Source organism: Pantoea sp. C8B4 (genome assembly GCF_051336905.1).
GTDB classification, from domain to species: Bacteria; Pseudomonadota; Gammaproteobacteria; order Enterobacterales; family Enterobacteriaceae; genus Pantoea; species Pantoea rwandensis_B.
Genome location: NZ_JBGMNK010000003.1, coordinates 168,619 through 191,226, shown reverse-complemented (window position 1 = coordinate 191,226; position 22,608 = coordinate 168,619). Strand labels below are relative to the sequence as shown.

Here is a 22,608-nt window from a genome sequence, read left to right as displayed (position 1 = left end):
AAGTGTGAACAAAAGGAGCGTTAAAATGCGGACCCCGCAACGTTTTGCCTTGATTGGCAGTGGATTTATCGGCCAGGTGCACGCCGCAAACCTGGCGGCGCATCCTGGCGTGGAGTTGGCGCTGGTGTGTGACATTGATGCGGCACGTGCCGAAGCGGTGGCACAGCGCTATGGTGCAAAAGCGGCCAGCGTGCAGCAAGCGTTAAACAGTGATGCCATCGACGCGGTGCTGATCGCCAGCGCCACACCAACCCATGCTGAACTGCTGGAGCAGGCGGTGCTGGCGGGCAAAGCGGTGTATTGCGAGAAACCGATTGATTTGTCGTTGCAGCGTGCGCGTGAGGTGGTGGAGAAGATCTCTCCGGTGCAGGTTCCTGTTACCGTTGGCTTTAACCGCCGTTTTGATCTGAGCCATCAGCAACTTAAATCACAGCTCAAACAGGGGCTGATTGGCCGCACTGAACTGATTCAGATGGTGTGCCGCGCGTCAGAATTGCCACCGATCAGTTATCTGCAAGCTTCCGGCGGTCAGATGCGCGATCAGGCGATCCACTTTTTCGATCTGTTGCGCTGGCTGACAGAAGATGAAGTCAGCACCGTTGGCGCACTCGGTGCCGCACTGGCGATGCCGGAGATCCGTGATTTTGATGTCGATACTTCGGTGCTGATCATGCGCATGCAGCAGGGCGCGCTGGCGCAATTGGATAACACGCGCCGCACGGCTTACGGCTACGACGAACGCATCAGCGTGATGGGCAGTGAAGGGATGCTGGCTTCAGAGAGCCAGTCAGCGCGCGGCGCCACGCTGTATCAGGGGAAAGGGATCACTCAGCCCGGCTTGTATCCCGACTGGTTTAGCCGGGTCAAAGAGACGTACTACACCCATCTGGATGCATTTGTGCGCCATATCGGCGGAGAAAAGATCGAAGGGCTGCCGGGATTGATCGACGGTCTGCGCGCGCAGGCGATTGCCGAGGCGGCACAGTTATCGCTGACGCGGGGTGAATTTACCGAAGTGGAGAGAGTGGCAATCTAATGCCGCTATCCCAACGCACTCCCGCAGGCGGGAGTGCTTGTCGGTGGATTGAATCTTCCATTCAGCTCATGTGTTGAGCGCTGGCACGATTTATCCCCCCTCTCGCGATGAGAGAGGGGGAAGGAGCCGTGGGCCGGGTCTATTTCAGCAGTTCACGCTCAATCAATTCACGCGTTTCCACTGCCTGATACTTCATCTTTTCCGGATAGCCAAACAGCGCCGCCGAGATAATTGACTCACCTCCGACTTTGTAGGTGCGGTTGGCGAAATCCATCTCACGCAGCGCTTCAAACAGCGCATCGAAATTCACTTCACCTTCACCCACGGCAACGTGCTGATGAATGGTCGCATCGACACCTGGTGGGTTAACGATATAGCGGCAGTGCTTGGTGTGGTTCATGGTATCGGCAATCAACATATGCGACAAATCGTCGCCCGCGTAATGCAGCATGTTTTTCACATCGCCCACGCCTTTGTCGTAGTAGAAGGTGTGAGGCGCGCTATAGATGTATTTGACGTTGTCGCTGCGGAACGATTTCACGATATCCGCCGTTTCGTTACTTTGTTCGCAGAAATCCCAGGGATGTGCCTGAATTTCGACGCGGATGCCTTCACGTTCGATAATCGGTAATAACTCATCCATTGAGCGATAGAACATCTCTTCACAGATTTCCGGCTCGTTAGGATTGCCTGAGAGTTCGGTATTGATCACCTGTACCCCCATCTCAACAGCGATTTCAATCATGCGTTTCCAGTTCTTTACCGCCGCCTGGCGACGCAACTCGTCCGGGCCAGACCAGCGATAAACCGTGATAAACGAAGAGATTTCTACGCCGGTCGCATTCAGCGCATTTTTGTACTCACGCATGATTTCCCGGCTGGCCTTCGGGTGTTTATAGAACGGATTGATCTGTGGATGGGGCGATTGTTCGATGTACTTGTAGCCCCATTCCGCCACCTGATGCACCATGCGCGTGATGCCCATATCTCTGATGACATCCACATCAAAAGCGATTTTCATATTGTTCTCCTGATCGTTAAGCGGTGCGCTCTTCATTAAACACCACACCGATCTGCTTTCTGACTTCATCCATGGCTTGTAGCGTGGCCAGTGAGGTGGCCAGCGGACGGACAGGCGAGTCAGACAGCCCCTGATGAATACACCAGGCGGTATGTTCGATTTCATGACAGAGCTGAATATAGCGGTTGTTTGGTTCTTCCCAGCGCAGCGTATGGCGGCCATCGCTGGAGGTAAGACGGAAATTGCCAGGCGCGTAGAACTGGCCGTCGAGATAGAGCGTGGCATCACGGCCGGCGATCACGGCGGTGCCCGGTGTGTTGCTGAACAGCGTGGTGTTGAGCACCGAGTGCATGCCGTTGCCGTGAGTGAGCAGCATCGACGTTTGCCCATTCACGCCGCCTGGTGCCGGCTGGCCTTTCGCCACAATGTTGCCTGGTGCACCGCCGACCAACACGCTGAAGCCGATCAAATAGCTGCCAAGATCCAGCATCGGACCACCCGCCAGATCAAGATTGAAAATGCGGTGATCCTGCGTGAAGTATTCGCCATGATCGGCGATGAGAGTATGAACCTCACCTAATGCGCCATCGGCCAGCAATTGACGGATCACATCATACTTCGGCGCAAAATCGCACCACATCGCCTCTACGCACAAAAGTTGTTGTTTGTGCGCTTCCTGCTGTAACTGCAACGCCTGCTGTGCATTAAGCGCTAACGGTTTTTCAATCAACACATGCTTGCCCGCTTGCAGCGTGCGCAACCCGTCGGGAAAGTGATGATTGTGCGGTGTGGCGATATACACCACATCAATGTCCTGGCGGCTGAGCAGTGCGTCGAGGCCTTCAACGGCGTGCGGGATATCCCATTTGCTGGCAAAGGCTTGCGCTTTCTCCAGGCTGCGTGACGACACGGCTACCAGCTGCTGCTGAGTGTGATGACGCAGCGCGTTAGCAAAGTGGTCGGCGATCCAGCCGGGTCCAACAATGCCCCAGCGCAGCGCGGGAATCTGGTTTGCAGGGTGACGGCGAGGTGCAGGTAGGGTCTGAGGGAACATATCATCTCCGTTATTATTGAGTCGTTCATGTGCCGGGAGCCGATAAGGCAGATCGCTTTCACTATAGAAAGGCGCGACCGCCGCCTCTATTCATTTGCTGATGCAAATCCATCACTCCTCACCTCAGTCATCGAACAGAAAAATATCAAACATTTATTCCGCCAGGTAATTTAATGAAATGGATCATTTCATTTTTGCGAGGGCGATCAAATTACTGAGAGATTCTCTATCAGGCCTTGCGATTTGATGACGATTTCTTCCGCAATGGTTTCGCATTTCCATTCTGATTCGGGCATTATTTTTGATAACTAACTATCAAACTGGAATGTGTTGATGAGCAAAATCACCATGAACGCTATCGCGGATGCGGCTGGCGTCGGTGTCGCCACGGTGGATCGGGTATTGAATCGCCGGGCACCGGTGCGTGCGGCCACCGAGCAGAAAGTATTGGAAGCCGCCAACCGACTGGGTTATCGCATGGCGCCGGTTGCCCCGTTCAATGCTGAGGCGCATTCCGCGCGCGTGGCGCTACGCATGGGGTTTGTGCTGCTATCAAAATCTTATTCGTTCTATCACTCGCTGACGGATGCCCTGCGGCAACAGACACAGCCGTTGCATCCCGCAGGCAGTGAACCACGGTTTTACTGGCATGATATTGATGACGTTGCGGCTGTGGTGGCCTCGCTGCATAAGCTGGCGCAAGAGGTGGACGTGATTGGCTTAGTCGCGCTGGATCACCCACTGATCCGCCACGCCATCGAACAGATCTCACGCCAGGGCGTGCGGGTTTATGCGCTGTTCTCCAACTTCTCGCCCTGTGGACATGCGGGCTATTTCGGGCTGGATAATCAGAAGGCCGGACGCACTGCTGGCTGGGTGGCCTCGCATCTGCTGCATCAGCCGGGATCGGTGGGCGTGCTGGTGGGCGACCATCGTTTTACCTGTCAGGAGAGCTGCGAAATCAGCTTCCGCTCCTATCTGCGCGAGCAGGACAGCACCCGACGTGTATTAGAGCCGCTGAAAACCCATGAGTCGATTGATGGCGGCTATCACGCGACACGTCAGTTGCTGGAAGAGCATGCCGATCTCGCCTTAATCTACGCGCCCTGCGGCGGTATTGAAGGCGTGATTCATGCCTTACGTCAGCAGCCGCAGCGCAAGGTGGCGTTAATTTGCCACGGTCCGGTGAAAGAGGGCGAGCTGGCACTGATTGACGGCACGATCACCGTGATGATTCGCCATGAAATTGAGGAGATGGTGCGGCAATTTGTCCGCACGACTCAACAAACTGTCGAATCAGGTGAGCATTTCTCTCAGGTCACGCTGCCGTTTGAGATCATCACGCGTGAGAATCTTTAGCCTCTAAGCACCGAAATCTGGCGACGCGATGAGAAGCGTCAGCCTGATTCGCTCTCAGGCTGGCTGACCGGCAATGCGTCGGCAACACTTAAGTGGTGGGCCTGAAAGTGGCGCCAGTTATGGTTTTGATAGATTATCTATCATTTTCATGATGAAAAATAACATGATCGCTATCAAAAAATGAATGTTTCATGATTGCTGCGTGTGAAATATTTATTTGATACTTGCGCTATCCAACACCGCAAGGAACGATCATGACGATTCACATAGCTAATGCGCCCTGCAGCTGGGGTGTCGACGATCCTAAAAACCCTTTCCTGCCACCCTGGCAGAAAGTCCTGTCGGAAGCAGCTCAGGCGGACTACAAAAGTATTGAGCTGGGTCCATGGACTTATCTTCCAACCAACGCGACCGAATTGCGCCACCAGCTGGAAGCACATCAGCTTTCGCTAGTGGCGGGCACGATCTTTGACGATCTGGTCAGTGAGGCAAACTTCCCGGCGATGGTAGAACTGACACATAACATCTGTCGCAACCTGTCGCAGGTCCCTACCGCAGAGAAAACCCACGCGGACAATTTTCCCGCGCCTTACCTGGTGATCATTGATTTCGGTAATCCTGAGCGTGCCAGATTTGCCGGGCAGTCTGACAAAGCGCCGCGACTCTCTGGCGAAGAGTGGCAGCGCATGATGCAGCACATCACCACGCTGAGCCAGATTGCTCGCGATGAATATGGCGTGCGTGCGGTGATCCACCCGCATGCGGGCGGCTGCATTGAGTTTGCCGACGAACTGGCGCAGTTAGTGCAGGACATTCCGCACGAGGTGGCCGGTTTGTGCCTCGACACCGGGCATCTCTATTACTCCGGTATGGATCCGATCCCCTATCTGAGCCGCTACTGGGATCGCATCGATTATCTGCACTTCAAAGATGTGAATGACGCGGTCTGGCGCGATGTGATTGCGCGTGGCGTGGACTTCTTTGCTGCCTGTGCCGAAGGGGTAATGTGCCCGATTGGCAAAGGCGCGATTGATTATCCGGCGGTGCGGGCGTTCCTCGCTGAGCGCAATTATCAGGGCTGGATCACCATCGAGCAGGAGCGCGATCCGCGCAACGCCGACACCAGCCTGCGCGACGTTACCGCCAGCCTTCACTACCTGCAATCGGTCGGATTCTGAGGAGAACATCATGATTAACGGCATTAAAGCTCTGGATCGTTCACTGCGCTGGGGCATGGTGGGTGGCGGCGGTACCAGCCAGATTGGCTATATCCATCGTTCTGCGGCACTGCGTGATGGCAATTTCGTGTTGCAGGCGGGCGCATTTGATCTTAACGCTGAACGAGGCCGTGCGTTTGGCGTATCGCTGGGCGTCGATGCGGATCGCTGCTATCCGGATTACGAAACGATGTTTGCGGCGGAAGCTGCGCGTGCAGACGGCATCGAAGCCGTTTCCATCGCCACACCGAACAATACCCACTTCACCATCTGTCGTGCGGCGCTGAATGCCGGTCTGCATGTGGTGTGTGAGAAGCCACTGTGCTTCACCACCGAAGAAGCGGACGAGCTGGAAAAACTCTGTGTCGAGAAGAAGAAGATCATCGGCGTGACTTACGGTTATGCCGGCCATCAGCTGATCCATCAGGCGCGCGAGATGATCGCGGAGGGGTTGCTTGGCGAGATTCGCATTATCAATATGCAGTTCGCGCACGGCTTCCATAACGAAGCGGTGGAGTTGCAGAATGAAAGCACCAAGTGGCGCGTCGATCCACGCTTTGTCGGTCCCAGCTATGTACTGGGCGATCTGGCGACTCATCCATTGTTTATCGCGGAAACCATGGTGCCGAAACTGCAGGTGAAACGTCTGCTGTGCAGCCGCCAGAGTTTCGTGAAAACCCGTGCGCCGCTGGAAGATAATGCTTTTGTGATGATGGAGTACGACAACGGCGCCGTCGGCACCATGTGGGCCTCGGCAGTAAACTGCGGCTCGATGCACGGCCAAAAAGTACGGGTGATTGGTGAGAAGGCCAGTCTGGAGTGGTGGGACGAGCAGCCGAACCAGTTGCGTTATGAAGTGCAGGGCGAGCCGGTGCAGATTCTGGAACGCGGTATGGGCTATCTGCATAAAAGTGCGCTGGCCGATGACCGTATTGGCGGTGGTCACCCGGAAGGGCTGTTTGAAGCCTGGTCAAATCTCTATCGTCGTTTTGCGCTGGCGATGGATGCCACCGATCGCGGTGATGAGGCATTTCTCGCCGACTTCTGGTATCCCGATGTGCATGCCGGATTGATGGGCGTGCGTTGGGTCGAGCAGTGCGTGAAGTCAGCGGATGCCGGTGCGGTGTGGGTGGATTGCTAACCTGAAACGACCTCGATGCTGACGGCGGCGCATGACATTGCGCCGCCTTGGGTATCCTGCCCTATGATATCAATGCGAGCGTAAATCGCTCAGGAAGCGCTGGGCGCGCGGGTGCTGTGGTTGGGTGAAGAACTTCTCTGGCGTCGATTTCTCCAGAATTTGCCCCTGATCCATAAACCAGATGGTGTCCGCCACTTCACGCGCGAAATTCATCTCGTGCGTCACGCACATCATCGTCATCCCTTCCTGCGCCAGGCTGCGCATCACCGATAATACTTCACCGACCATTTCAGGATCGAGTGCCGAGGTCGGTTCATCAAACAGCATTACCGGCGGCTTCATTGCCAGCGCACGGGCAATCGCCACGCGCTGCTGCTGGCCGCCAGACAATTGCGCCGGATAGGCGTCCGCTTTGTGTGATAAGCCAACGCGCTCCAGCAACTCACCCGCTTGTTTACGCGCTTCGGCACGCTTCACGCCCAATACTTTCATCGGTGACATCATGATGTTCTCTGCCACCGAGACGTGGGGGAACAGGTTGAAGCTCTGAAACACGAACCCAATGCGAGTACGTAGATGGTTGAGGCGTGTACTGCTGCCATGAATGTCGGTGCCATCAAACACGATCTGACCATTATCAATGGGTTCCAGACGATTAACGGTGCGGATCAAAGTGGATTTTCCCGATCCAGACGGACCGCACACCACCACCACTTCGCCGGTATTGATTTCGGCACTCAGGTCGGTCAGTGCCTGATACGCGCCGTACCATTTGTTGACCTGGTTAAACATGATCATCGGGCTCATCGTGGTTCCTTATTGCGAAGAGGTTTTAGTCAGCATCACCGCAGGCGCAACGCTGGGATTAGCCTGCGGCGGTTGGCGACGTTTCTGCGCAATATGCGCTTCAAGTTTGTTAGCGAGCCAGGTGAGGCTGAAGCAGATGATGTAGTAACTCAGCGCCACAATAGCGAACACCTGGAACGGTTTGGTCAGCAGTTGATTGCTGACCTGATTAGCGGCAAAGGTCAGCTCCGGCACGTTAATCACGTAGCCCAGCGTGGAGTCTTTGATGATGGAAACCAACTGGCTCACCAGGCTCGGCAAGGTGTTGAACAGCGCCTGCGGCAGAATCACTAAACGCAGGGTTTTCAGGTGGCTCATTCCCAGCGCACGTGACGCTTCATACTGGCCGTGCGGCAGCGCCTGAATGCCGCCACGCACGATCTCAGCGATGTAGGCGCTCTCATAAATCACCAGCGTACACAGCATGGTGGCGAAGCCGCTGATGTTGTGGCCAATCAGCAACGGGACGCAGAAGTAGGTCCAGAACACCACCATCATCAGCGGAATGCCGCGCAGCAGATACACCCAACAGGTGGCGGGCCAGCTCAGCCAGCGCCACGGCGACAAACGTGCCAGGCCAAGCAACACGCCGATGGGGAAGGCCAGCAATACTGCCAGCACGGAGATCAAAAGCGTACAGAGTACGCCGCCCAGCGGACCGTTAGGGTACTGGCCCATTAACAGCAGCATGCCGTTGTCATGCAAAATGGTGAAGATCTCTAACATCGCCATTACCTCGCGTAAACGCGCTGGAAGCGGCGGGCCAGCAGCGCGCCCAAGCCCATCAGCAGCAGGGAGAAGAACAGGTAACCCACGGTTGCCACTAAGTAGGATTCGAAGGTACGGAAAGTTTGGTTCTCGATATCACGCGTCACATAGGTGAGGTCTGCCACGCCAATCACCATCGCCAGACTGGTGTTTTTGAACAGCAGCACGGTGTGATTGACTACAGATGGCAGCGCATTACGCACACCCTGCGGCAATATCACCGAGCGCATGGCGCGGACATAGCTCATGCCAAGCGCGCGGGCGGCCTCATTTTGTCCGTCCGGAATGGCGCGCAGGCCGCTGCGGATATCTTCAGAGAAGTAGGCGGCCTGACACAGCCCGAGCGCGATAAGAGAAAATAAAAACTCGGCGTTGTAGTCAACGATCATCATCTGCAGCGATTCCGGGAGCAGTGTGGGGATCGCGAAGTACCACATCATCAACTGAATCAGCGTTGGCACATTGCGGTGATAGGAGACGTACGCCTTGACCAGCCCAACGGCAAGTCGATTCTCCGTCAGGCGGACCACCACCAATAGCAGGGCGAGAACCATCGCCAGCAGCCAGGCACCCAACGCCAGTTCAAGGGTGACCACCGTTCCGTCAACGATCATCTGGCCGTAATGGCCGGTTATCACACTGCTGAAATCAAGTGCCATACAGTTACCTCATCGTACGGTTTTACGCGGTGCGGTCGCCCGGTCGCATAGTGGAAAGACCGCCCGGCACCTGCAGCGTCGGGGTTATTTCGATGTTGCCGATGTTGACGGCGACGGGCGCAGACAGCGCAAAGGCCACGCAGTCGGCAATATCTTTGGCCTGCGGCAGTTCGAAGCCATCGATAAAGCGGCGGCGTGCGTCCTCGTGATCGCCTGAAACGTTGCCAAAGATGTCGGTGGCCACACGACCTGGGCAGATTTCGGTGATGCGCACACGTTTGCCATAGCAGTCCACGCGCAGCTGGCGTGACAGGGCATGTACCCCGGCTTTGGTGGCGTGATACACCGAGTTGCCGTTGAAGTTGTAGATGGCGGCAATCGAGGTGATGTTGAATACGTGGCCACGGTCACGCGCCATCATGCCCGGTACCAGCAAGCGGCACAGGTGCAGCACAGCACGCAGGTTGACATCCACTTGTGTCTCCACCACGTTTTCGTCTGCCTCGAGAATCGAACCAGGATGAGAGAGACCTGCATTGTTGACCAGGATATCGATCTCCAGATCTTTGCACAGCGCAGTCAGCGCATTAACGTCACTGACATCCACGGCATGCGGGATGCAGCCGGTGCGATCGGCCAGCGCGGCCAGCTGTTCCTTGCGACGCGCCACCGCGTGCACGGTGATCCCTTCTTTGCACAGGCGCTCAACAATCGCTTCGCCCATGCCAGCTGATGCGCCCGTCACCAGCGCGGTTTTGTAATCTGAAAATGGCATTTGTGTTTCCTCGTCTCGCCAGGGGTGTCTCCGGCGTAATGGGTCTTTTTTGACTTTATGCAGTTATGCCGCAAGGGCATAAGACATAAAAACTGTGAGGCGATAAGAGCCCCTTATAACCGGATCGATAATTAATTATCCGATTGAAGAATAAGGATTTCTTCATCGTATTCAACCACAGAACGTGTTTCAGGAGATAATGGCTGCACCCGCCCTTTGCAGGGGCTGAACACCGGCACGTACAGTGGGCCAACCTGCACCATCGCCAGCAGATCCTGAGCTTCAACTTGCTGCCCCGGCTGGACAAAATCTTGCTGGCTGTGTGGATGGCGACGCAGCAACGTGCCGGGTAGCGGCGCGCCAATGCGATGCGTCACGGGCGGACACGCCTCCGTAGGGATCATCGTGGGGGATGTGAAAGAGGGCGGGGCAAACGTCAGACGCACCGACCACTGTTTGCCCTCTAACACCAGACTATTGAGGCCGGATCGTTGCATCTTGCGCGCCAGCGCACGCAGCGTCGGCAGCGGTATCGCAGTTTTTTCCATGGGGTTCCCGTCAAAGCGAAACACGCCCGCCGCAGCGGGCAACAGACCGAATCAATCTAGCGCGTTCGTCAGACGGGCAGTAAGAGGGTTTCGCTTTGCGGTGATAAGCGGGTCTTATCCCACGAGGGTCAGTGGATGGTTCTCCACGTTGCGGCGCGACATCAGCGACAGCAGAATCGATTTCACTGCTTCAGCAGGCTGGGACAGCGGCAGATGATCTGACATGCAGAACGACAGTGAGGCCTGCACATCCGGCTCGATGATCTTCGCCATCCAGGTATCGCCATTTTTCAGCATCGCGCGTGCGGCAGATTCCGGCATGATGGTGGTGCCCAGGCCGGCACTCAGTGCCGCATTCAGGGTGGTTTGCGACTCAATTTCGCACTTCACACGGTACTGCAGATTGTTCTGCACGAAGGCGTCATCCAGCACTTTGCGCATGATGTTGTAGATACGTGGCAGGAACAGATCATATTGCGCGACCTGCGACAGTGGGATCTCTTTCACTGGTTTCGCCAGGCTGAACGGACAAACGAAGCACAAATCCTCTTTCATCAGCGGCATAAAGCGCAGGCCATGGATGGTGCGATGATCGTAAATCACCGCCATGTCCATACGTCCGTTCATGATCAGCTCGCTCAGGGTGGTGCCGAAATTTTCGTTAAAATAGAGCACGATGCCAGGATGCTGTTGCTGCACTTCCATCATCAGCGGCAGCGCCAGGTTTTGCGCCGCTGTGCCCGGTGCCAGCCCGACAGAGACGCTGCCGCTTAGCGCTGCACCAACCAGATCAATCGCACTTTGCGCCTGTTCGCACTGGCGCAAAATAGACTGGGCATGGGAATAGAGTGTTTTCCCGGCTTCGGTGGGCGTGACGCCGCGTTTGGTGCGAATCAACAGTTGTTGATTCACTTCACCTTCCAGCGTGGCCAGCTGTTGGCTTAACGCAGGTTGGGCAATATGCAGGATATCGGCAGCTTGCGTCAGGCTACCGACGTCAACAATTTTAACAAAGTACTTCAGGCGACGAAGATTCATGGACACTTCCCTCAAACAGAACGCATATCCTCCTCAAGCAAAGTTGATGCCAGGATAAGCTTTCGTTATTGAACTCAGACAGGAGGGTACGGCTACCGGGCCTCCTGAGGCTGGTGCTGAGCTAGTGAGCCGCCGGCATGGCGGGTGTTGAAAAATGCAGCACTGCACCGAATGAGTGCAGTTGACCCATCAGCATTGCCAATGACGGGCAAGGAAAATCGTGGGTTCGAGATGTGACTCGGGAAAGAAAGTAACACTTTATTAACATCCCGTCAGGCGTGCGGGCGTGACCTGTCGCGCAATTCTGAGTCAATCTGCTGCCTTTATGGCAGAAGTGTGCAGTCGGTCCAGTCATCGCTTTGTGTTATATCACCACAACAAAGCACTATTATCCGTGGCTTCGGCCCTAATCCTATGCTCAGGGAAAACTGACACCCCCGAACCCAGGATTGACCATGCCCGAGATAGCCGATCGATTAAAGAATGTGACCGTTTCCGCCTCCGTTGCCATGACCCAAAAAGCGCGCGATCTCGCGGCGCAGGGCGTTGATGTGGTAGCACTTTCTACCGGCGAACCGGATTTCCCCACGCCGGAACATGCGATTGAAGCCGCCTACGCTGCTGCACGTGCGGGCGATACGCGCTATCCACCGACCGACGGTACGCCTGCGCTGCGCAAAGCCATCCAGCTGAAATTCAAGCGGGACAACCAGCTGGAGTATGACGTGAGCCAGATTCTCACGGCGGGTGGCGCGAAGCAGATCATCTTTAACGCCATCATGGCGACCATCAATCCGGGCGACGAAGTGGTGATCCCCACACCGTCATGGATCAGCTATGCCGATATCGTGAAATTTGCTGGTGGTGTTCCTGTACCGCTGCCATGTGCGCAGGAGAACGGCTTTAAACCCCTGCCAGCGGATCTGGATGCGGCGATCACTGACAAAACCAAATGGCTGCTGCTGAACTATCCGAGCAACCCAACCGGTTCAGTGGCCAGCAAAGCCGAGCTACTGGCGCTGGGTGATGTGCTGTTGCGTCATCCGCAGGTGTGGATTATGACGGATGATATCTATGAGCATCTGATCTACGACGATGTGCGTTTTTATACCCTCGCGCAGGTTGAGCCACGCTTGTATGACCGCGTGCTGACGGTGAACGGTGTGTCGAAAGCTTATTCGATGACCGGCTGGCGTTTGGGCTTCTGCGGCGGTCCTGCACCGCTGATTAAAGCCATGAGCAACGTGAACACCCAGAACAGCGGCGGCGTCTGTACCCTGACGCAGGCGGCGGCGGTAGCGGTGCTGGAAGGCCCACAGGATCTGTTGCAGGAGCGTGCACGCATTTACCGTGAACGCCGTGATTACGTGCTGGAGCGTCTGACCTCGATTGATGGCCTGCGCTGTCATAAGCCAGAAGGCGCGTTTTATCTGTTTGTGAATATTGAAGGATTGATCGGCAAGACCAGTGCGGGTGGTCGCTTCATCAGCAACGATGCCGATTTTGTGCTGGCGCTGATTGAAGAGCAGCACGTCGTCACCGTACAGGGTGCGGCTTATGGTATGAGCCCGTACTTCCGCTTGTCCTACGCCACCAGCATGGAACGCTTAGAGACCGGCTGCGATCGCATCGCGGCGTTCTGCGCTGGCTGTCGATAAGCGGAAAACGAAAAAATGGCTGCCAATGGGCAGCCATTTTTATTTGGGCGATGAAAAAACGTTACTGAGCAAGCACTTCTGCCGCCGGTGCCACCTGATGGCCGCTGGCTTCGATTTCACTGCGTACGATGCTGGCGAGGGCCAATGAACCCGGCGTATCGCTGTGCACCAGGATCGAACGCGCGCGGACAGCTATCACTTCCCCTTCGAAGGTGGTGACAGTGCCATGCTGCAGGAACTGCCGCACGCGGGCACGCAGCGCCGTTTCCTCTTTGATCACCGAGCCGGCAATGCCGCGCGGCACTAAGCGCCCTTGAGCATCGTAGGCGCGGTCGGCGAGAAACAGCGTCAGGGTTTTCAAGCCCGCTGCCTGTGCCGCTCGCTCAATGATGGTATCGGGTTGTGCGAACACAATCAGATGCGCATTGATACGGGCGACGAGCGTCATCACCTGCTGCGCTAATGCCTCGTCGCGATTGACGATATTGCCCATTGCAGCGTGGAAGCTAAAGTGCGACACCTTCGTGCCTTCTGCCTGAGCAATCGCTGACAGCGCGCCAAGTTGATAAGCCACCTGCTGGCAGATCTCTTCGGCACTGAACGGCAGTTCGCGACGACCAAAGCCCTGACGATCGGGCAAGCCTGGATGTGCACCAATGCCGACACCGTTCTCTTTGGCCAGTCGCACCATTCGGGTCATGATCGCCGGATCGCCCGCGTGGAATCCACAGGCGATATTGGCTGAGGAGACCACTTTCATCAGCGCGGCGTCATCGCACAGTTGATAAACGCCGAAGCCTTCGCCCATATCGGAGTTCACATCAATCTTCATGGTTTGGGTTCCTTCGGAAAATTATGCGGTTAACGCTTTACGCAGCGGTGGGCAGCTCACACGTAAGCGGCTCAGCCAGCCTGCGACCTGTTGCTCGATGGCGATGGCCTCACGCGTATCGCTCCGGATCAGCTGGATCGATTGGCCGGGTAATACCTGTCCTAAACGCCACAGATCCTGCTCGATCACCCCGGCGATCTTGGGATAACCGCCCGCAGTGTTGGCATCGCTGAGCTGAATGATCGGCTCGCCGCCGGGCGGCACCTGCACAATGCCAGGTATGAGCCCGTAAGAACGCATCTCAATGGTTTGTGACGGGAAAATCGGATCGCCCGCCAGTCGATATCCGGTGCGATTGCTTTGATTGGAGACCTGCCATGATTGCTGCCAGAAGCGACCGGCATCGGCAGCAAACAAGGGATATTCGCCGGATGGAATGGCGCGCAACTGAATCTCACCTGCGCTGTTACGCGGGAAATGTGCACGCAGGGCGCTGTCGGGCGGCTCAATGCCGATACCGCTGGTGGGCAATGGGGAAGCCTGTGTTTCACCCAGCGCCAGGCGGTCGCCACGCTGCAGTGGGCGGCCTTCCAAACCACCAAAGCCGCCGCGCAGTGCCGTGCTGCGCGATCCCAGCACCATTGGCACATCAATGCCGCCTGCTATACAGAGATACCCGCGTGCGCCACTGCGCGGGTAACGCATTTCCAGCACCTGTCCGGCACGCACGCCGCAGCCCCACCAGGGCAGCAACGGCACACCGTCTAAAGTGGCGCGGCAATCCGCACCTGTTACCGCAATGCTGCTGTCCTGCAAAAAACGCACACGGAATGGGAACAGCTGAACTTCAATGGCGGCGGCATTTTCTTCATTGCCGAGCAGCAGATTTCCGGCGCGCAGTGCCAGCGGGTCCATTACGCCGCTGACCGAGACACCCATATGGCGGAAGTTGAAACGCCCCAGATCCTGAACGGTGTTCAGGGCGCCGCTCTGTTCAATTTCGATCACAGTTCAATCCTCTGCGGCAGAAAACGGATACGATCGCCCGGTGCCATCAGCGCGGGGGACTCAGCCAGAGGATCAAACACTTCCAGCTCGGCAAAACCGATGGCGTTCCAGCCGTTGGGGCCAGTCAGTGCAGAGACACCCGCCTGGGCGCCGCCAATGGTAACGGTACCTTTCAACATGCTGAGCGATGGGACTTTTTTGCGTGGCGTGGCTAATTGCGGATCGAGCCCATGCAAGTAACCAAAGCCCGGCGCGCTGCCGAGAGCAAACACGGTGTATTCGCTCTGATGGTGACGGCGCACCACTTCGCGTGCGCTGAATCCGGTGTGACGGCAAACCGCATCCAGATCGGTGGCGTGCTCGCCGCCGTAATAGACCGGGATTTCAATCAGTTTGCCCTGCGGACTGATCGCCTGCGCTTGATCCCAGGCGGCATGCAGCGAGGCACGTATGGCCGCTTCGTCCTGGGGGATGTGTCGGAACAGCACCAGCAGATTGGTGACGCCGGGAATCAAGGCTTCAACCGCCTCATCCGCCTGCAGCAAACGTGCCAGTGACCAGATGCGGCGTTGAGCGGAGAGATCGAATCCGCCCGGTGCTTCCACCAGCCACGCGCGGGCACCGATGGTGGAGAGCGTAATCGAAGAGGAACAAGCCAGCGCAGATGCGCTGGCGGGCTGGATATCCGGTTGCGACATCACGGGCATGATTATTCCAGTGCTTCAAATTTCAGGCTGGAGAGCGGCTGCACGCGCTCTTCGCGCACCATTTTGTATTCGGTATTTGGTCCGATCCAGGTGTTCCAGATTTTGTCGATGGTGCCATCGTCGTCCATCGCTTTCAGGCCGCTGTTAACGCTGGCCAGCAGGGCAGGCTCATCCTTTTTCATGCCGACACCAATCGGTTCCAGCGCCATCGGCTCTTTCACCATCGCCAGATTGATGCCGTCTTTTTTCGCCTGGGCGATGGTTTTCATCCCGGTCATGGTGTTAGTGACAAAGCCCACCGATTTGTTCTGCTCCAGTGCCAGGAAGGCGGAGGCAGAATCCTGGAAGGTGACGGCTTTACCGCCTTTGATGTGGATCGATTGCTCGGACGTGGTGCCCTTGGTGGCGCTGATACGTTTGCCTTTGAAATAGTCCAGTGGCTTATCTGCCAGCGGCGCTTTCACCAGCAGCATCTCTTTCGCCACGTAGTAAGGATCGCTGAACTGGATCTGATTGCCACGCGTTTTGGTGTAGGCCAGGTTAGCAATCAATACATCGGCACGGCCGGTGGCGATCACCGCGATACGCGCTTCAACAGAGGTCGGCACCAGAGTCAGTTTGACGTTCATCTGCCTGGCCAGAGCGTTACACAGGTCGATATCCATGCCAGCCAGCTGACGCGTTTGCGGATCTGGCGAAGAGAAGGGCGGTACGTCGGAGTAAACGGCGCATTTCAGTTCACCGCTCGATTTAATGTTCGCCATCATATCTGCCTGCGCCGCCGAAACAGCCAGCAACGGCAGCATTGCCAAGCCAAGGGTGGTCAGTTTTTTCATGGTCATGTGCATTCCCTCAAGGGTGGATACTGCTTAGGAGCGCAAAATCTCGCTTTTCTGGACTATATCGGCTTTGTTTTGCGGCGAAAAAGAGGGAAAGCGTGTTATGCAATAGGGAAATGATATGACCGATGGCGATAAGTTATTTCTATTCAGGCAGAGCGAAAAAGTGTTATCCAGCGCACATTTTTCTCCCTAGTGTAAGCCGCGTTGTCCTCTCGGCGACCCCGCCGATTGCACGTGGTAGAGAGAGAAGAGTGAGAGCATGAATCCCCGATTAGGCGTGTTATTAAAGATATTCGCCGCACTCAGCGCCACGCTGATGCTGGCCTGTGTTAAAGGTCTGAACGGTGCTATCCCCACCGGCGAAGTGATTTTTTTCCGCAGCTTTATCGCGCTATTTCCACTGTTAATCTGGCTGAAAATGCAGGGTAACGTGCTGGAGAATCTCAAAACGCGTAATCTGTTTGGCCATTTCATTCGTGGTTTCTCTGGCACCGGCGGCATGTATTTTAACTATCTGGCGCTGGTGTATATCTCGCTGGCTGATGCCACCGCATTGAGTTACGCCGCACCGCTTTTCACGGTGATCATGGCGGCGATGCTGTTGAAGGAGCGGGTGCGCGTGTCGCGTTGGGTGGCCGTGGTGGTCGGATTGTCGGGCATTCTGATTATGCTCTCCTCCAGTCTTGCGGCTAGCGGCGGCGTGCTGGCAGGCGGTGCCAGTAGCGCCACGGCCAGCCTTGGTGTTGCTTTTGCATTGATTGCTGCACTCTGTACGGCCACCTCGAATGTGCAGATTCGTTTTTTGAATGGCATCGAAAAACCGGGCGCGATCGTGTTCTATTTTTCTCTGATGACGACGTTGATTGGCCTGGCAACGGCATTTTTCGGCTGGGTAAAGCCCACCGGCTTGCAGTGGCTGCTGTTGGTGGGCTGTGGTCTATTTGGCGGTCTGGCCCAAATTCTGGTGACCCTCAGCCTGCGCTATGCTGATGCCTCGCTGCTGGCACCGTTTGATTACACTACGCTGGTGTGGTCGATGCTGATTGGCTATCTGTTCCTCAATAGCCTGCCAGGCACGACAACCCTCTTTGGCGCATCGATTGTGGCACTGGCTGGGATCTTTGCGGTATGGCGGGAAAATCGTCAGCGCAAATTGGCGATAGTGAGTAGTACGCCGTGATGCGGTGCTATAGCGGGTTGTTTAGCTGCGCGCTCAGCGAAAGACAGGCCACCATGGATGATGACCTTTGCAATTCTTCGCTGTCATGCTGGCACGTTACCGATAGACATCATCGATAATTTCCACCTGCTTGTTTTGCAGTGCTTCCGCCAGCCAACCGCGTTCCAGAGAACCGGTTTTCGCCAGTTCAAAGTTATGTTCATCGACGATCAAGTAAGCTTGTGCCGCTTCGAGAATGCGCGCGGCATCCTGGCGCGGAATGACGATCACCCCATCGGCATCGCCCAAAACGATATCACCCGGTGAAACGTGAATTTTACCGCAGGCAATCGGCACGTTGATTTCGCCTGGACCATCTTTGAAAGGGCCGCCAGGCGTGTGTCCGGCGGCATAAATCGGAAAATCCATGCGGGATAAACCCTCAATATCGCGTACCGGACCATCCAGAACGATGCCTGCCATGCCGCGCTGTCTGGCGTAAGTGGCCATCACTTCACCCATCAATGATTGGCTGCGGTCACCCTCATTCGACAGGATAATTACATCGTTCGGCCCGGCCATATCCAGCGCTTTATGCAACATCAGGTTATCGCCAGAGCGTGCCTTCACGGTAACTGCCAGGCCGCACATGATGGGGGCTTTAGGCGCAGTTTTCAGGCTGATCTCTGCGGATAGTGCAGGCAAGCGACTCATGCAGTCGGCGACTACCGCAGCGGGTAAACGGCGGAACGCTTCCAGTAAGGGTTCGGCATCGGATGGGCGGCGTAAATAAATACGATTTCCTGCGGTCATTTTATTTCTCCTGTCAGGGTTATTAACTTGTAATCGATAAATGATGACCAGCGAATCTCGCCGGTTAATAAACTGAGTTTTATTTTCAGATGATCAGGGAATGGATAATCCACTGAATTCAGGAGAGTGTAAGGGATTAGCGGTGTGTTACGAATACGGTGTTACAGCGAATAAAATCAGGATCACGAAATAATATTCCCACCCTATTTAAATCGCTGATTAATAATTTTATTGGATATTGTTATGGCTAAATACTTTTAAAGTATGGCTGAGCGTATTGCATATTATTTATTTAGCCCGCCGAAGAAGATATTCGGCGGGGAAGTGAATCAGGGTTTCAAATCACCGTACCAATAAGATGCCGTCACGCCACCATCCATCAGAAAATCACTGCCGCTGATATAGCCGCCTTCAGGCCCCATGATGAGGGCGGCCAGCGCGGCAACTTCGTCGGCGGTTCCGCCTCGGCCGACCGGTGATTTTGCCAGCATATTGCGATAGCCCGCACCGCGTGGGCCATTCAGTTCATCATTTGCCAGGGGCGTAAAGATGATGCCAGGGCTGATGCTGTTGACGCGCGCGCCACGCTGGCCCCATTTCGCCGCTTCGGCCATCACACGCAGAGCGTTGCCGCGTTTGGCATATTGATAGGCCAGCAAAGGATCGCTGAATGCGGTGTTCTGCAAAAATGGCAGGCTGAGCAAATCCTCTGTTGGCGTGATGGCTAACGCTTCGTTTTGTTCTACCGTGAGCGCAGGCAGTCGGTGCCCGGATTGCGAAGCAATCACGATTCCGCAACCGCCTGACGCGATGTGCGGACCGAACTCTTCCAGCACCACGGCCGTACCGTAGAGATCGACCTGCAAAATGGTGGCGGGACTAGCCTGAGAAGGCGAGACACCCGCAGAATGAATCACACCTTTGATGGCGCCCAGTGCAGTGGCCTGCTGCACCAGATGTTGAATCGATTGACGCGAACTGACATCGACCTGGCTGGTTTCTACTGGAAAGCCTGCATCACGTAAGCTTTGTGCGGCGGCTGCGCAGTTTTCCGTGTTGAGGTCTGCCAGCAGCACCGTTTTACCCTGGCTCACGCGACGCGCGATAGCTTGTCCAATCGCACCTGCCCCGATAACCACCATAATCTCTTTCATTGTGTCTCCCGCCTTGAGTAATGAGTGATGCGGCAAGCATAGCGGGGAAGGCCTCTGATGACTGTAGGGGCAATTGGCATGAGCTTATGAATGCTGCTCATGGGTTATCAATCCCGGTACAATGCTGTTTAATCATTAAGCTGAAACAGCCGATGACTCAGAGTGACAAACGCAGGTTATTGCTGACCTCGGCAATCAATGAATTGGGCACTTCCTGATCACGAGCGAGAAGAGGCCACTGCGCCACAGCTTCGACTGTTTCATCAATGACCCGATCCAGATTGCGTTTGTTGAAGAGTGGGCTTATTTTTTCTAATGCGTAGAAGTCATTGCGGGTGAAATCATCGCGTTTACCATTCAATGTCATCCAATGGCTGTTAACCCACTTACTACCGGGTTTATAGCTGTAGGCCAGATCGTAAGCTGGAGCCAATTGCCATTTGTTGTCCTTCAGCATGAAAGCAAAGTTCTTGGCATGATCGTCATGGTTGCGTGCCACAATATTAAAGACCATCCTTTTTATTAGCTGTTCTGCATCAAGCGCGGGAAGCTTGAGCTGTCGCGCTACGCTGAACAGCTCTGCATAAGAAAATGAGCCGGGCTTTTTATAATCGACATGGGCCAGTCCATTCAGAGTCTGTACATGGATTTTGTGATTTCCAATACGGTCAAAGCGCTGAGTTATGAAATGGCGCCGATGACCTTCCGACAATAATTGCGAATGCATCATCTCGATACCACAGGCTGTTGCCATTTGATAATAAACGTACTCCATGGCCCCAAATCCCAATGGATCACCAAAGGTTTCCTGACTGCGATTATGTTCACTCACGCCATCAAATTTCATCAAGTAGTGTGTGTAATCATCCGGGACCATGGCCTGACCAGACCGCACTTGGGTGAAATCTTTATTAAATGCGAGAACAGCTTTAGGCCTTGCTCCACCCGCACTCATGCCCACTGATAACAGCGAAAGCATGGCTTCACGATCCTCCTCTCCGTCTCGATGAAGCGTTGCTGAGAAGGCTCCTCGGGCATCAAGGATTTCCTGTGCGATAACGATAAGGGAGGCTATTTCAATCGGGTTTGAGGCATTGAGACTGCGAAGTTTTGTCGCTGGGGTGTACTCCAACGCACCCATACCGCGCTTGCCCGTGTATTGCAGCCGTTGCAATGGTGTAATGTCGCCAGGTTGTTTACCCTGGCCCGCTACCCAGGCATTGAGCACTGCGTTACCAAAATCATCTGGTAATGAGTCGGCAATCAAACCGGGTAGTCCTTTAAAGGTCGTAAACGCAAGCTCAGGGAAACTGTAGATTTGTGTTGCCAGCGGCATTTTGAGAGGAGAAAGTTCTATTCCTTGTTTGATAAAGTTGGGTGCATATTCAAATGCCCCCGATCCTTTTTCTAAATCGAAACTAACTGCGCCCACCTCTTGTTGTGCATAGGTAACATTGATAACTTCCATTACCATTCTGACGTTCCCTCCCTGAGCGGTTTATCTTTACGTTGCCCTGAAGCTCTACGCCTTTGTTTACCCTGCAACTTTGCAAGTTGAATCGGGGATATTTCCTGACGTGGCAGAAACAGCTCCAGCTTTTCTGTGAGCTCCAACGCTATCATGATGGCGATAAAGACATCGAACTGCGCTTTTCCTTTTTCAGCATTGAGCACAGACTTTCGTGCAATACCTGCGCGCTCAGCAACCTCCGTTTGCGTTAAGTCACGATTAAGACGGGCCTGCTTGAGTCTCTGGCCGATGTCCTCTGCCAGAGCGGATGCGGAAGGAGTAGTCATATCTTTAAAGTCCCAATGAAGACACTTTATCGTCTGTTAAGCTTTTAATGTCCTAATTATAGAACTCTATCGGATTATTGTCATGATAAGCGGATGCTTTATAAAGTCCCTTATATTGCACTTTATGTGACTGTAAGGAGATTTAAGTCCATAAAATGGGACATAATCAAGTCGAGAGGGGGATTTGAAAATTGGATCCGGTTTAGAAATGACAAACGCAGAAAAGCAAAAACCCAGCCATAAGCTGGGTTTTCAGAATGTTGGTGCCCGGACGCGGAATCGAACCACGGACACGGGGATTTTCAATCCCCTGCTCTACCGACTGAGCTATCCGGGCAACGGGGCGCATTAAACCTTAATGGCTTTCAGCCGTCAACGGCTTTCGTCAAAAAAGCGTAGCAATCGTGACTGATTGCTTGCTTTTCAGGCAGGTCGTGCAAAATCTCAACGTGCGCATCGGCGATCGTATTGGCCGTGAAGAGGCTCGCAGTATCTCCACCTGAACTGGCGATAAGGTTGACTGCAAGATTGTATGTTGTCGCGGGTTAAACGGACGACTCTGCCGCAGCCTTTTGTTCAGGTTAATGCCCCATTCTGCCGGCACAGCGCAATGCTTAGCACATCTTCCGCCAGACGACGCGCGGTGGCGACATCCTGCACGTTGCGTTTCACCAACAGTTTGCTCAGACAACCTTCAAGAATCAGCTCCATTTGATCGGCCACCATGGTTGGGTTATCCAGTGCTAAATCCACCAGAATCTCATGAGTGAACTGCCATGAGCTGCGTTTCTGCTGCTCGGCAAGCTGATGCACAGGTTGGTCAGGCTGCGGATAGAAGCTGCAGGCGGCGATAAACAGGCAGCCAGGAAAACGTCCTTTGCTCACGTGTTCGGATAACACGTCATAGCGCGCCAGCAGTTTTTGTTGGGCCGTGAGATGTTCATTAAGCTGTATCTGGCGGCGCCAGCTGTCAATCTGCTGACCGTGATAGCGCAGCGCGTCATACAGCAGGGCATCGCGATCGGGCCAATATCGTTCAAGATGTTCGGGTGCTAATCCGGTTTCCCCCGCCAGTTGCTGCAGGGAAGTGGTGGCGGCAAGGCCGCTTTGCTCAAGCACATTCAGCGCATGCTCAAGAATCTGTTCACGTTGCAAATGACTCTCCTCTGGAGTGCG

At 55.0% G+C, this 22,608-nt stretch carries 23 protein-coding genes and 1 tRNA gene; 6 read left to right on the top strand and 18 right to left on the bottom strand.

Translation table 11 applies throughout. The annotated features are described in order from the left end of the window. Positions 1–25 precede the first annotated feature (25 nt). Complete coding sequence (locus ACCW76_RS05555) at positions 26–1,036, top strand: Gfo/Idh/MocA family oxidoreductase (protein WP_436337975.1); 1,011 nt, start codon at positions 26–28, stop codon at positions 1,034–1,036. A gap of 139 nt (positions 1,037–1,175) precedes the next feature. On the opposite strand, the gene ACCW76_RS05550 is transcribed toward ACCW76_RS05555, so the two are convergent. Further along, positions 1,176–2,057 (bottom strand): sugar phosphate isomerase/epimerase family protein, encoded by an 882-nt coding sequence (locus ACCW76_RS05550; protein WP_038643533.1) that lies wholly within the window; start codon positions 2,055–2,057, stop codon positions 1,176–1,178. Between the two features lie 16 nt (positions 2,058–2,073). Continuing rightward, complete coding sequence (locus tag ACCW76_RS05545; RefSeq protein ID WP_436337974.1) at positions 2,074–3,111, bottom strand: Gfo/Idh/MocA family protein; 1,038 nt, start codon at positions 3,109–3,111, stop codon at positions 2,074–2,076. Positions 3,112–3,444: 333 nt separating this feature from the next. On the opposite strand from ACCW76_RS05545, the gene ACCW76_RS05540 reads away from it, so the two are divergent. The 3 genes from ACCW76_RS05540 to ACCW76_RS05530 all read left to right on the top strand — a co-directional run bounded on the left by ACCW76_RS05540 (position 3,445) and on the right by ACCW76_RS05530 (position 6,828). Beyond that, complete coding sequence (locus tag ACCW76_RS05540) at positions 3,445–4,470, top strand: LacI family DNA-binding transcriptional regulator (protein ID WP_436337973.1); 1,026 nt, start codon at positions 3,445–3,447, stop codon at positions 4,468–4,470. A 254-nt stretch (positions 4,471–4,724) separates the two neighbouring features. Then, complete coding sequence (locus ACCW76_RS05535) at positions 4,725–5,648, top strand: TIM barrel protein (RefSeq protein WP_436337972.1); 924 nt, start codon at positions 4,725–4,727, stop codon at positions 5,646–5,648. 10 nt (positions 5,649–5,658) lie between these two features. Beyond that, complete coding sequence (locus tag ACCW76_RS05530; protein ID WP_038643527.1) at positions 5,659–6,828, top strand: Gfo/Idh/MocA family protein; 1,170 nt, start codon at positions 5,659–5,661, stop codon at positions 6,826–6,828. A gap of 69 nt (positions 6,829–6,897) precedes the next feature. On the opposite strand, the gene ACCW76_RS05525 is transcribed toward ACCW76_RS05530, so the two are convergent. The 6 genes from ACCW76_RS05525 to nac form a co-directional block, all read right to left on the bottom strand. Beyond that, complete coding sequence (locus ACCW76_RS05525; RefSeq protein WP_045816006.1) at positions 6,898–7,635, bottom strand: amino acid ABC transporter ATP-binding protein; 738 nt, start codon at positions 7,633–7,635, stop codon at positions 6,898–6,900. A 9-nt stretch (positions 7,636–7,644) separates the two neighbouring features. Continuing rightward, complete coding sequence (locus ACCW76_RS05520) at positions 7,645–8,400, bottom strand: amino acid ABC transporter permease (RefSeq protein ID WP_038643525.1); 756 nt, start codon at positions 8,398–8,400, stop codon at positions 7,645–7,647. 5 nt (positions 8,401–8,405) lie between these two features. Further along, entirely contained in the window at positions 8,406–9,101 is a 696-nt protein-coding gene (locus tag ACCW76_RS05515) for an amino acid ABC transporter permease (RefSeq protein ID WP_038643523.1), read from the bottom strand. A gap of 22 nt (positions 9,102–9,123) precedes the next feature. After that, the gene (locus ACCW76_RS05510) at positions 9,124–9,876 is read right to left on the bottom strand and encodes an SDR family oxidoreductase (protein ID WP_038643522.1); all 753 of its coding nucleotides are present in this window, start codon (positions 9,874–9,876) and stop codon (positions 9,124–9,126) included. 131 nt (positions 9,877–10,007) lie between these two features. After that, positions 10,008–10,424: an acetyl-CoA carboxylase biotin carboxyl carrier protein gene (locus tag ACCW76_RS05505; RefSeq protein WP_436337971.1), complete on the bottom strand. Its 417-nt coding sequence runs from the start codon at positions 10,422–10,424 to the stop codon at positions 10,008–10,010. A 114-nt stretch (positions 10,425–10,538) separates the two neighbouring features. After that, positions 10,539–11,462, bottom strand: coding sequence for a nitrogen assimilation transcriptional regulator NAC (gene nac, locus ACCW76_RS05500; protein ID WP_034826712.1), 924 nt, complete (start codon positions 11,460–11,462; stop codon positions 10,539–10,541). A gap of 455 nt (positions 11,463–11,917) precedes the next feature. Between nac and ACCW76_RS05495 the strand changes: the two genes are divergently transcribed. Further along, positions 11,918–13,120 (top strand): pyridoxal phosphate-dependent aminotransferase, encoded by a 1,203-nt coding sequence (locus ACCW76_RS05495; protein WP_436337970.1) that lies wholly within the window; start codon positions 11,918–11,920, stop codon positions 13,118–13,120. Between the two features lie 61 nt (positions 13,121–13,181). On the opposite strand, the gene ACCW76_RS05490 is transcribed toward ACCW76_RS05495, so the two are convergent. The 4 genes from ACCW76_RS05490 to ACCW76_RS05475 are packed head-to-tail and all read right to left on the bottom strand — an operon-like array spanning position 13,182 to position 16,509. Next, positions 13,182–13,952, bottom strand: coding sequence for a 5-oxoprolinase subunit PxpA (locus ACCW76_RS05490; protein WP_436337969.1), 771 nt, complete (start codon positions 13,950–13,952; stop codon positions 13,182–13,184). A gap of 21 nt (positions 13,953–13,973) precedes the next feature. After that, positions 13,974–14,960 (bottom strand): biotin-dependent carboxyltransferase family protein, encoded by a 987-nt coding sequence (locus ACCW76_RS05485; protein ID WP_436337968.1) that lies wholly within the window; start codon positions 14,958–14,960, stop codon positions 13,974–13,976. Further along, positions 14,957–15,658: a 5-oxoprolinase subunit PxpB gene (gene pxpB / locus ACCW76_RS05480; RefSeq protein ID WP_369800300.1), complete on the bottom strand. Its 702-nt coding sequence runs from the start codon at positions 15,656–15,658 to the stop codon at positions 14,957–14,959. Before pxpB ends, ACCW76_RS05485 begins: the two co-directional genes overlap by 4 nt. 11 nt (positions 15,659–15,669) lie before the next feature. Next, complete coding sequence (locus ACCW76_RS05475; RefSeq protein ID WP_436337967.1) at positions 15,670–16,509, bottom strand: transporter substrate-binding domain-containing protein; 840 nt, start codon at positions 16,507–16,509, stop codon at positions 15,670–15,672. A gap of 259 nt (positions 16,510–16,768) precedes the next feature. On the opposite strand from ACCW76_RS05475, the gene ACCW76_RS05470 reads away from it, so the two are divergent. Then, positions 16,769–17,689, top strand: coding sequence for a DMT family transporter (locus ACCW76_RS05470; RefSeq protein WP_200538041.1), 921 nt, complete (start codon positions 16,769–16,771; stop codon positions 17,687–17,689). A 96-nt stretch (positions 17,690–17,785) separates the two neighbouring features. Here the strand turns inward: ACCW76_RS05470 and ACCW76_RS05465 are convergent, their stop codons facing one another. From ACCW76_RS05465 to dicD, 6 genes are all read right to left on the bottom strand, one after another. Continuing rightward, positions 17,786–18,481, bottom strand: coding sequence for an RraA family protein (locus ACCW76_RS05465; RefSeq protein WP_038643513.1), 696 nt, complete (start codon positions 18,479–18,481; stop codon positions 17,786–17,788). Positions 18,482–18,810: 329 nt separating this feature from the next. Beyond that, positions 18,811–19,635, bottom strand: coding sequence for an SDR family oxidoreductase (locus tag ACCW76_RS05460; protein WP_436337966.1), 825 nt, complete (start codon positions 19,633–19,635; stop codon positions 18,811–18,813). Between the two features lie 157 nt (positions 19,636–19,792). Next, on the bottom strand, positions 19,793–21,109 hold the full coding sequence (locus tag ACCW76_RS05455; protein ID WP_436337965.1) for a type II toxin-antitoxin system HipA family toxin: 1,317 nt from the start codon (positions 21,107–21,109) through the stop codon (positions 19,793–19,795). Next, positions 21,103–21,432: a helix-turn-helix transcriptional regulator gene (locus tag ACCW76_RS05450; RefSeq protein ID WP_038643509.1), complete on the bottom strand. Its 330-nt coding sequence runs from the start codon at positions 21,430–21,432 to the stop codon at positions 21,103–21,105. The genes ACCW76_RS05455 and ACCW76_RS05450 overlap by 7 nt, the downstream gene beginning before the upstream one ends. Before the next feature lie 261 nt (positions 21,433–21,693). Continuing rightward, positions 21,694–21,769: transfer RNA gene (locus ACCW76_RS05445), tRNA-Phe, on the bottom strand. 239 nt (positions 21,770–22,008) lie between these two features. Next, the gene (gene dicD / locus ACCW76_RS05440) at positions 22,009–22,587 is read right to left on the bottom strand and encodes a division control transcriptional repressor DicD (RefSeq protein ID WP_038649555.1); all 579 of its coding nucleotides are present in this window, start codon (positions 22,585–22,587) and stop codon (positions 22,009–22,011) included. Positions 22,588–22,608: the final 21 nt, after the last annotated feature.

What these genes read in the sequence shown, in the direction of transcription:
- ACCW76_RS05555 (WP_436337975.1), top strand. Translation starts at nt 26, where the DNA reads ATGCGGACCCCGCAACGTTTTGCCTTGATTGGCAGTGGATTTATCGGC.
- ACCW76_RS05550 (WP_038643533.1), bottom strand. Translation starts at nt 2,057, where the DNA reads ATGAAAATCGCTTTTGATGTGGATGTCATCAGAGATATGGGCATCACG.
- ACCW76_RS05545 (WP_436337974.1), bottom strand. Translation starts at nt 3,111, where the DNA reads ATGTTCCCTCAGACCCTACCTGCACCTCGCCGTCACCCTGCAAACCAG.
- ACCW76_RS05540 (WP_436337973.1), top strand. Translation starts at nt 3,445, where the DNA reads ATGAGCAAAATCACCATGAACGCTATCGCGGATGCGGCTGGCGTCGGT.
- ACCW76_RS05535 (WP_436337972.1), top strand. Translation starts at nt 4,725, where the DNA reads ATGACGATTCACATAGCTAATGCGCCCTGCAGCTGGGGTGTCGACGAT.
- ACCW76_RS05530 (WP_038643527.1), top strand. Translation starts at nt 5,659, where the DNA reads ATGATTAACGGCATTAAAGCTCTGGATCGTTCACTGCGCTGGGGCATG.
- ACCW76_RS05525 (WP_045816006.1), bottom strand. Translation starts at nt 7,635, where the DNA reads ATGAGCCCGATGATCATGTTTAACCAGGTCAACAAATGGTACGGCGCG.
- ACCW76_RS05520 (WP_038643525.1), bottom strand. Translation starts at nt 8,400, where the DNA reads ATGTTAGAGATCTTCACCATTTTGCATGACAACGGCATGCTGCTGTTA.
- ACCW76_RS05515 (WP_038643523.1), bottom strand. Translation starts at nt 9,101, where the DNA reads ATGGCACTTGATTTCAGCAGTGTGATAACCGGCCATTACGGCCAGATG.
- ACCW76_RS05510 (WP_038643522.1), bottom strand. Translation starts at nt 9,876, where the DNA reads ATGCCATTTTCAGATTACAAAACCGCGCTGGTGACGGGCGCATCAGCT.
- ACCW76_RS05505 (WP_436337971.1), bottom strand. Translation starts at nt 10,424, where the DNA reads ATGGAAAAAACTGCGATACCGCTGCCGACGCTGCGTGCGCTGGCGCGC.
- nac (WP_034826712.1), bottom strand. Translation starts at nt 11,462, where the DNA reads ATGAATCTTCGTCGCCTGAAGTACTTTGTTAAAATTGTTGACGTCGGT.
- ACCW76_RS05495 (WP_436337970.1), top strand. Translation starts at nt 11,918, where the DNA reads ATGCCCGAGATAGCCGATCGATTAAAGAATGTGACCGTTTCCGCCTCC.
- ACCW76_RS05490 (WP_436337969.1), bottom strand. Translation starts at nt 13,952, where the DNA reads ATGAAGATTGATGTGAACTCCGATATGGGCGAAGGCTTCGGCGTTTAT.
- pxpB (WP_369800300.1), bottom strand. Translation starts at nt 15,658, where the DNA reads ATGTCGCAACCGGATATCCAGCCCGCCAGCGCATCTGCGCTGGCTTGT.
- ACCW76_RS05475 (WP_436337967.1), bottom strand. Translation starts at nt 16,509, where the DNA reads ATGACCATGAAAAAACTGACCACCCTTGGCTTGGCAATGCTGCCGTTG.
- ACCW76_RS05470 (WP_200538041.1), top strand. Translation starts at nt 16,769, where the DNA reads ATGAATCCCCGATTAGGCGTGTTATTAAAGATATTCGCCGCACTCAGC.
- ACCW76_RS05465 (WP_038643513.1), bottom strand. Translation starts at nt 18,481, where the DNA reads ATGACCGCAGGAAATCGTATTTATTTACGCCGCCCATCCGATGCCGAA.
- ACCW76_RS05460 (WP_436337966.1), bottom strand. Translation starts at nt 19,635, where the DNA reads ATGAAAGAGATTATGGTGGTTATCGGGGCAGGTGCGATTGGACAAGCT.
- ACCW76_RS05455 (WP_436337965.1), bottom strand. Translation starts at nt 21,109, where the DNA reads ATGGTAATGGAAGTTATCAATGTTACCTATGCACAACAAGAGGTGGGC.
- ACCW76_RS05450 (WP_038643509.1), bottom strand. Translation starts at nt 21,432, where the DNA reads ATGACTACTCCTTCCGCATCCGCTCTGGCAGAGGACATCGGCCAGAGA.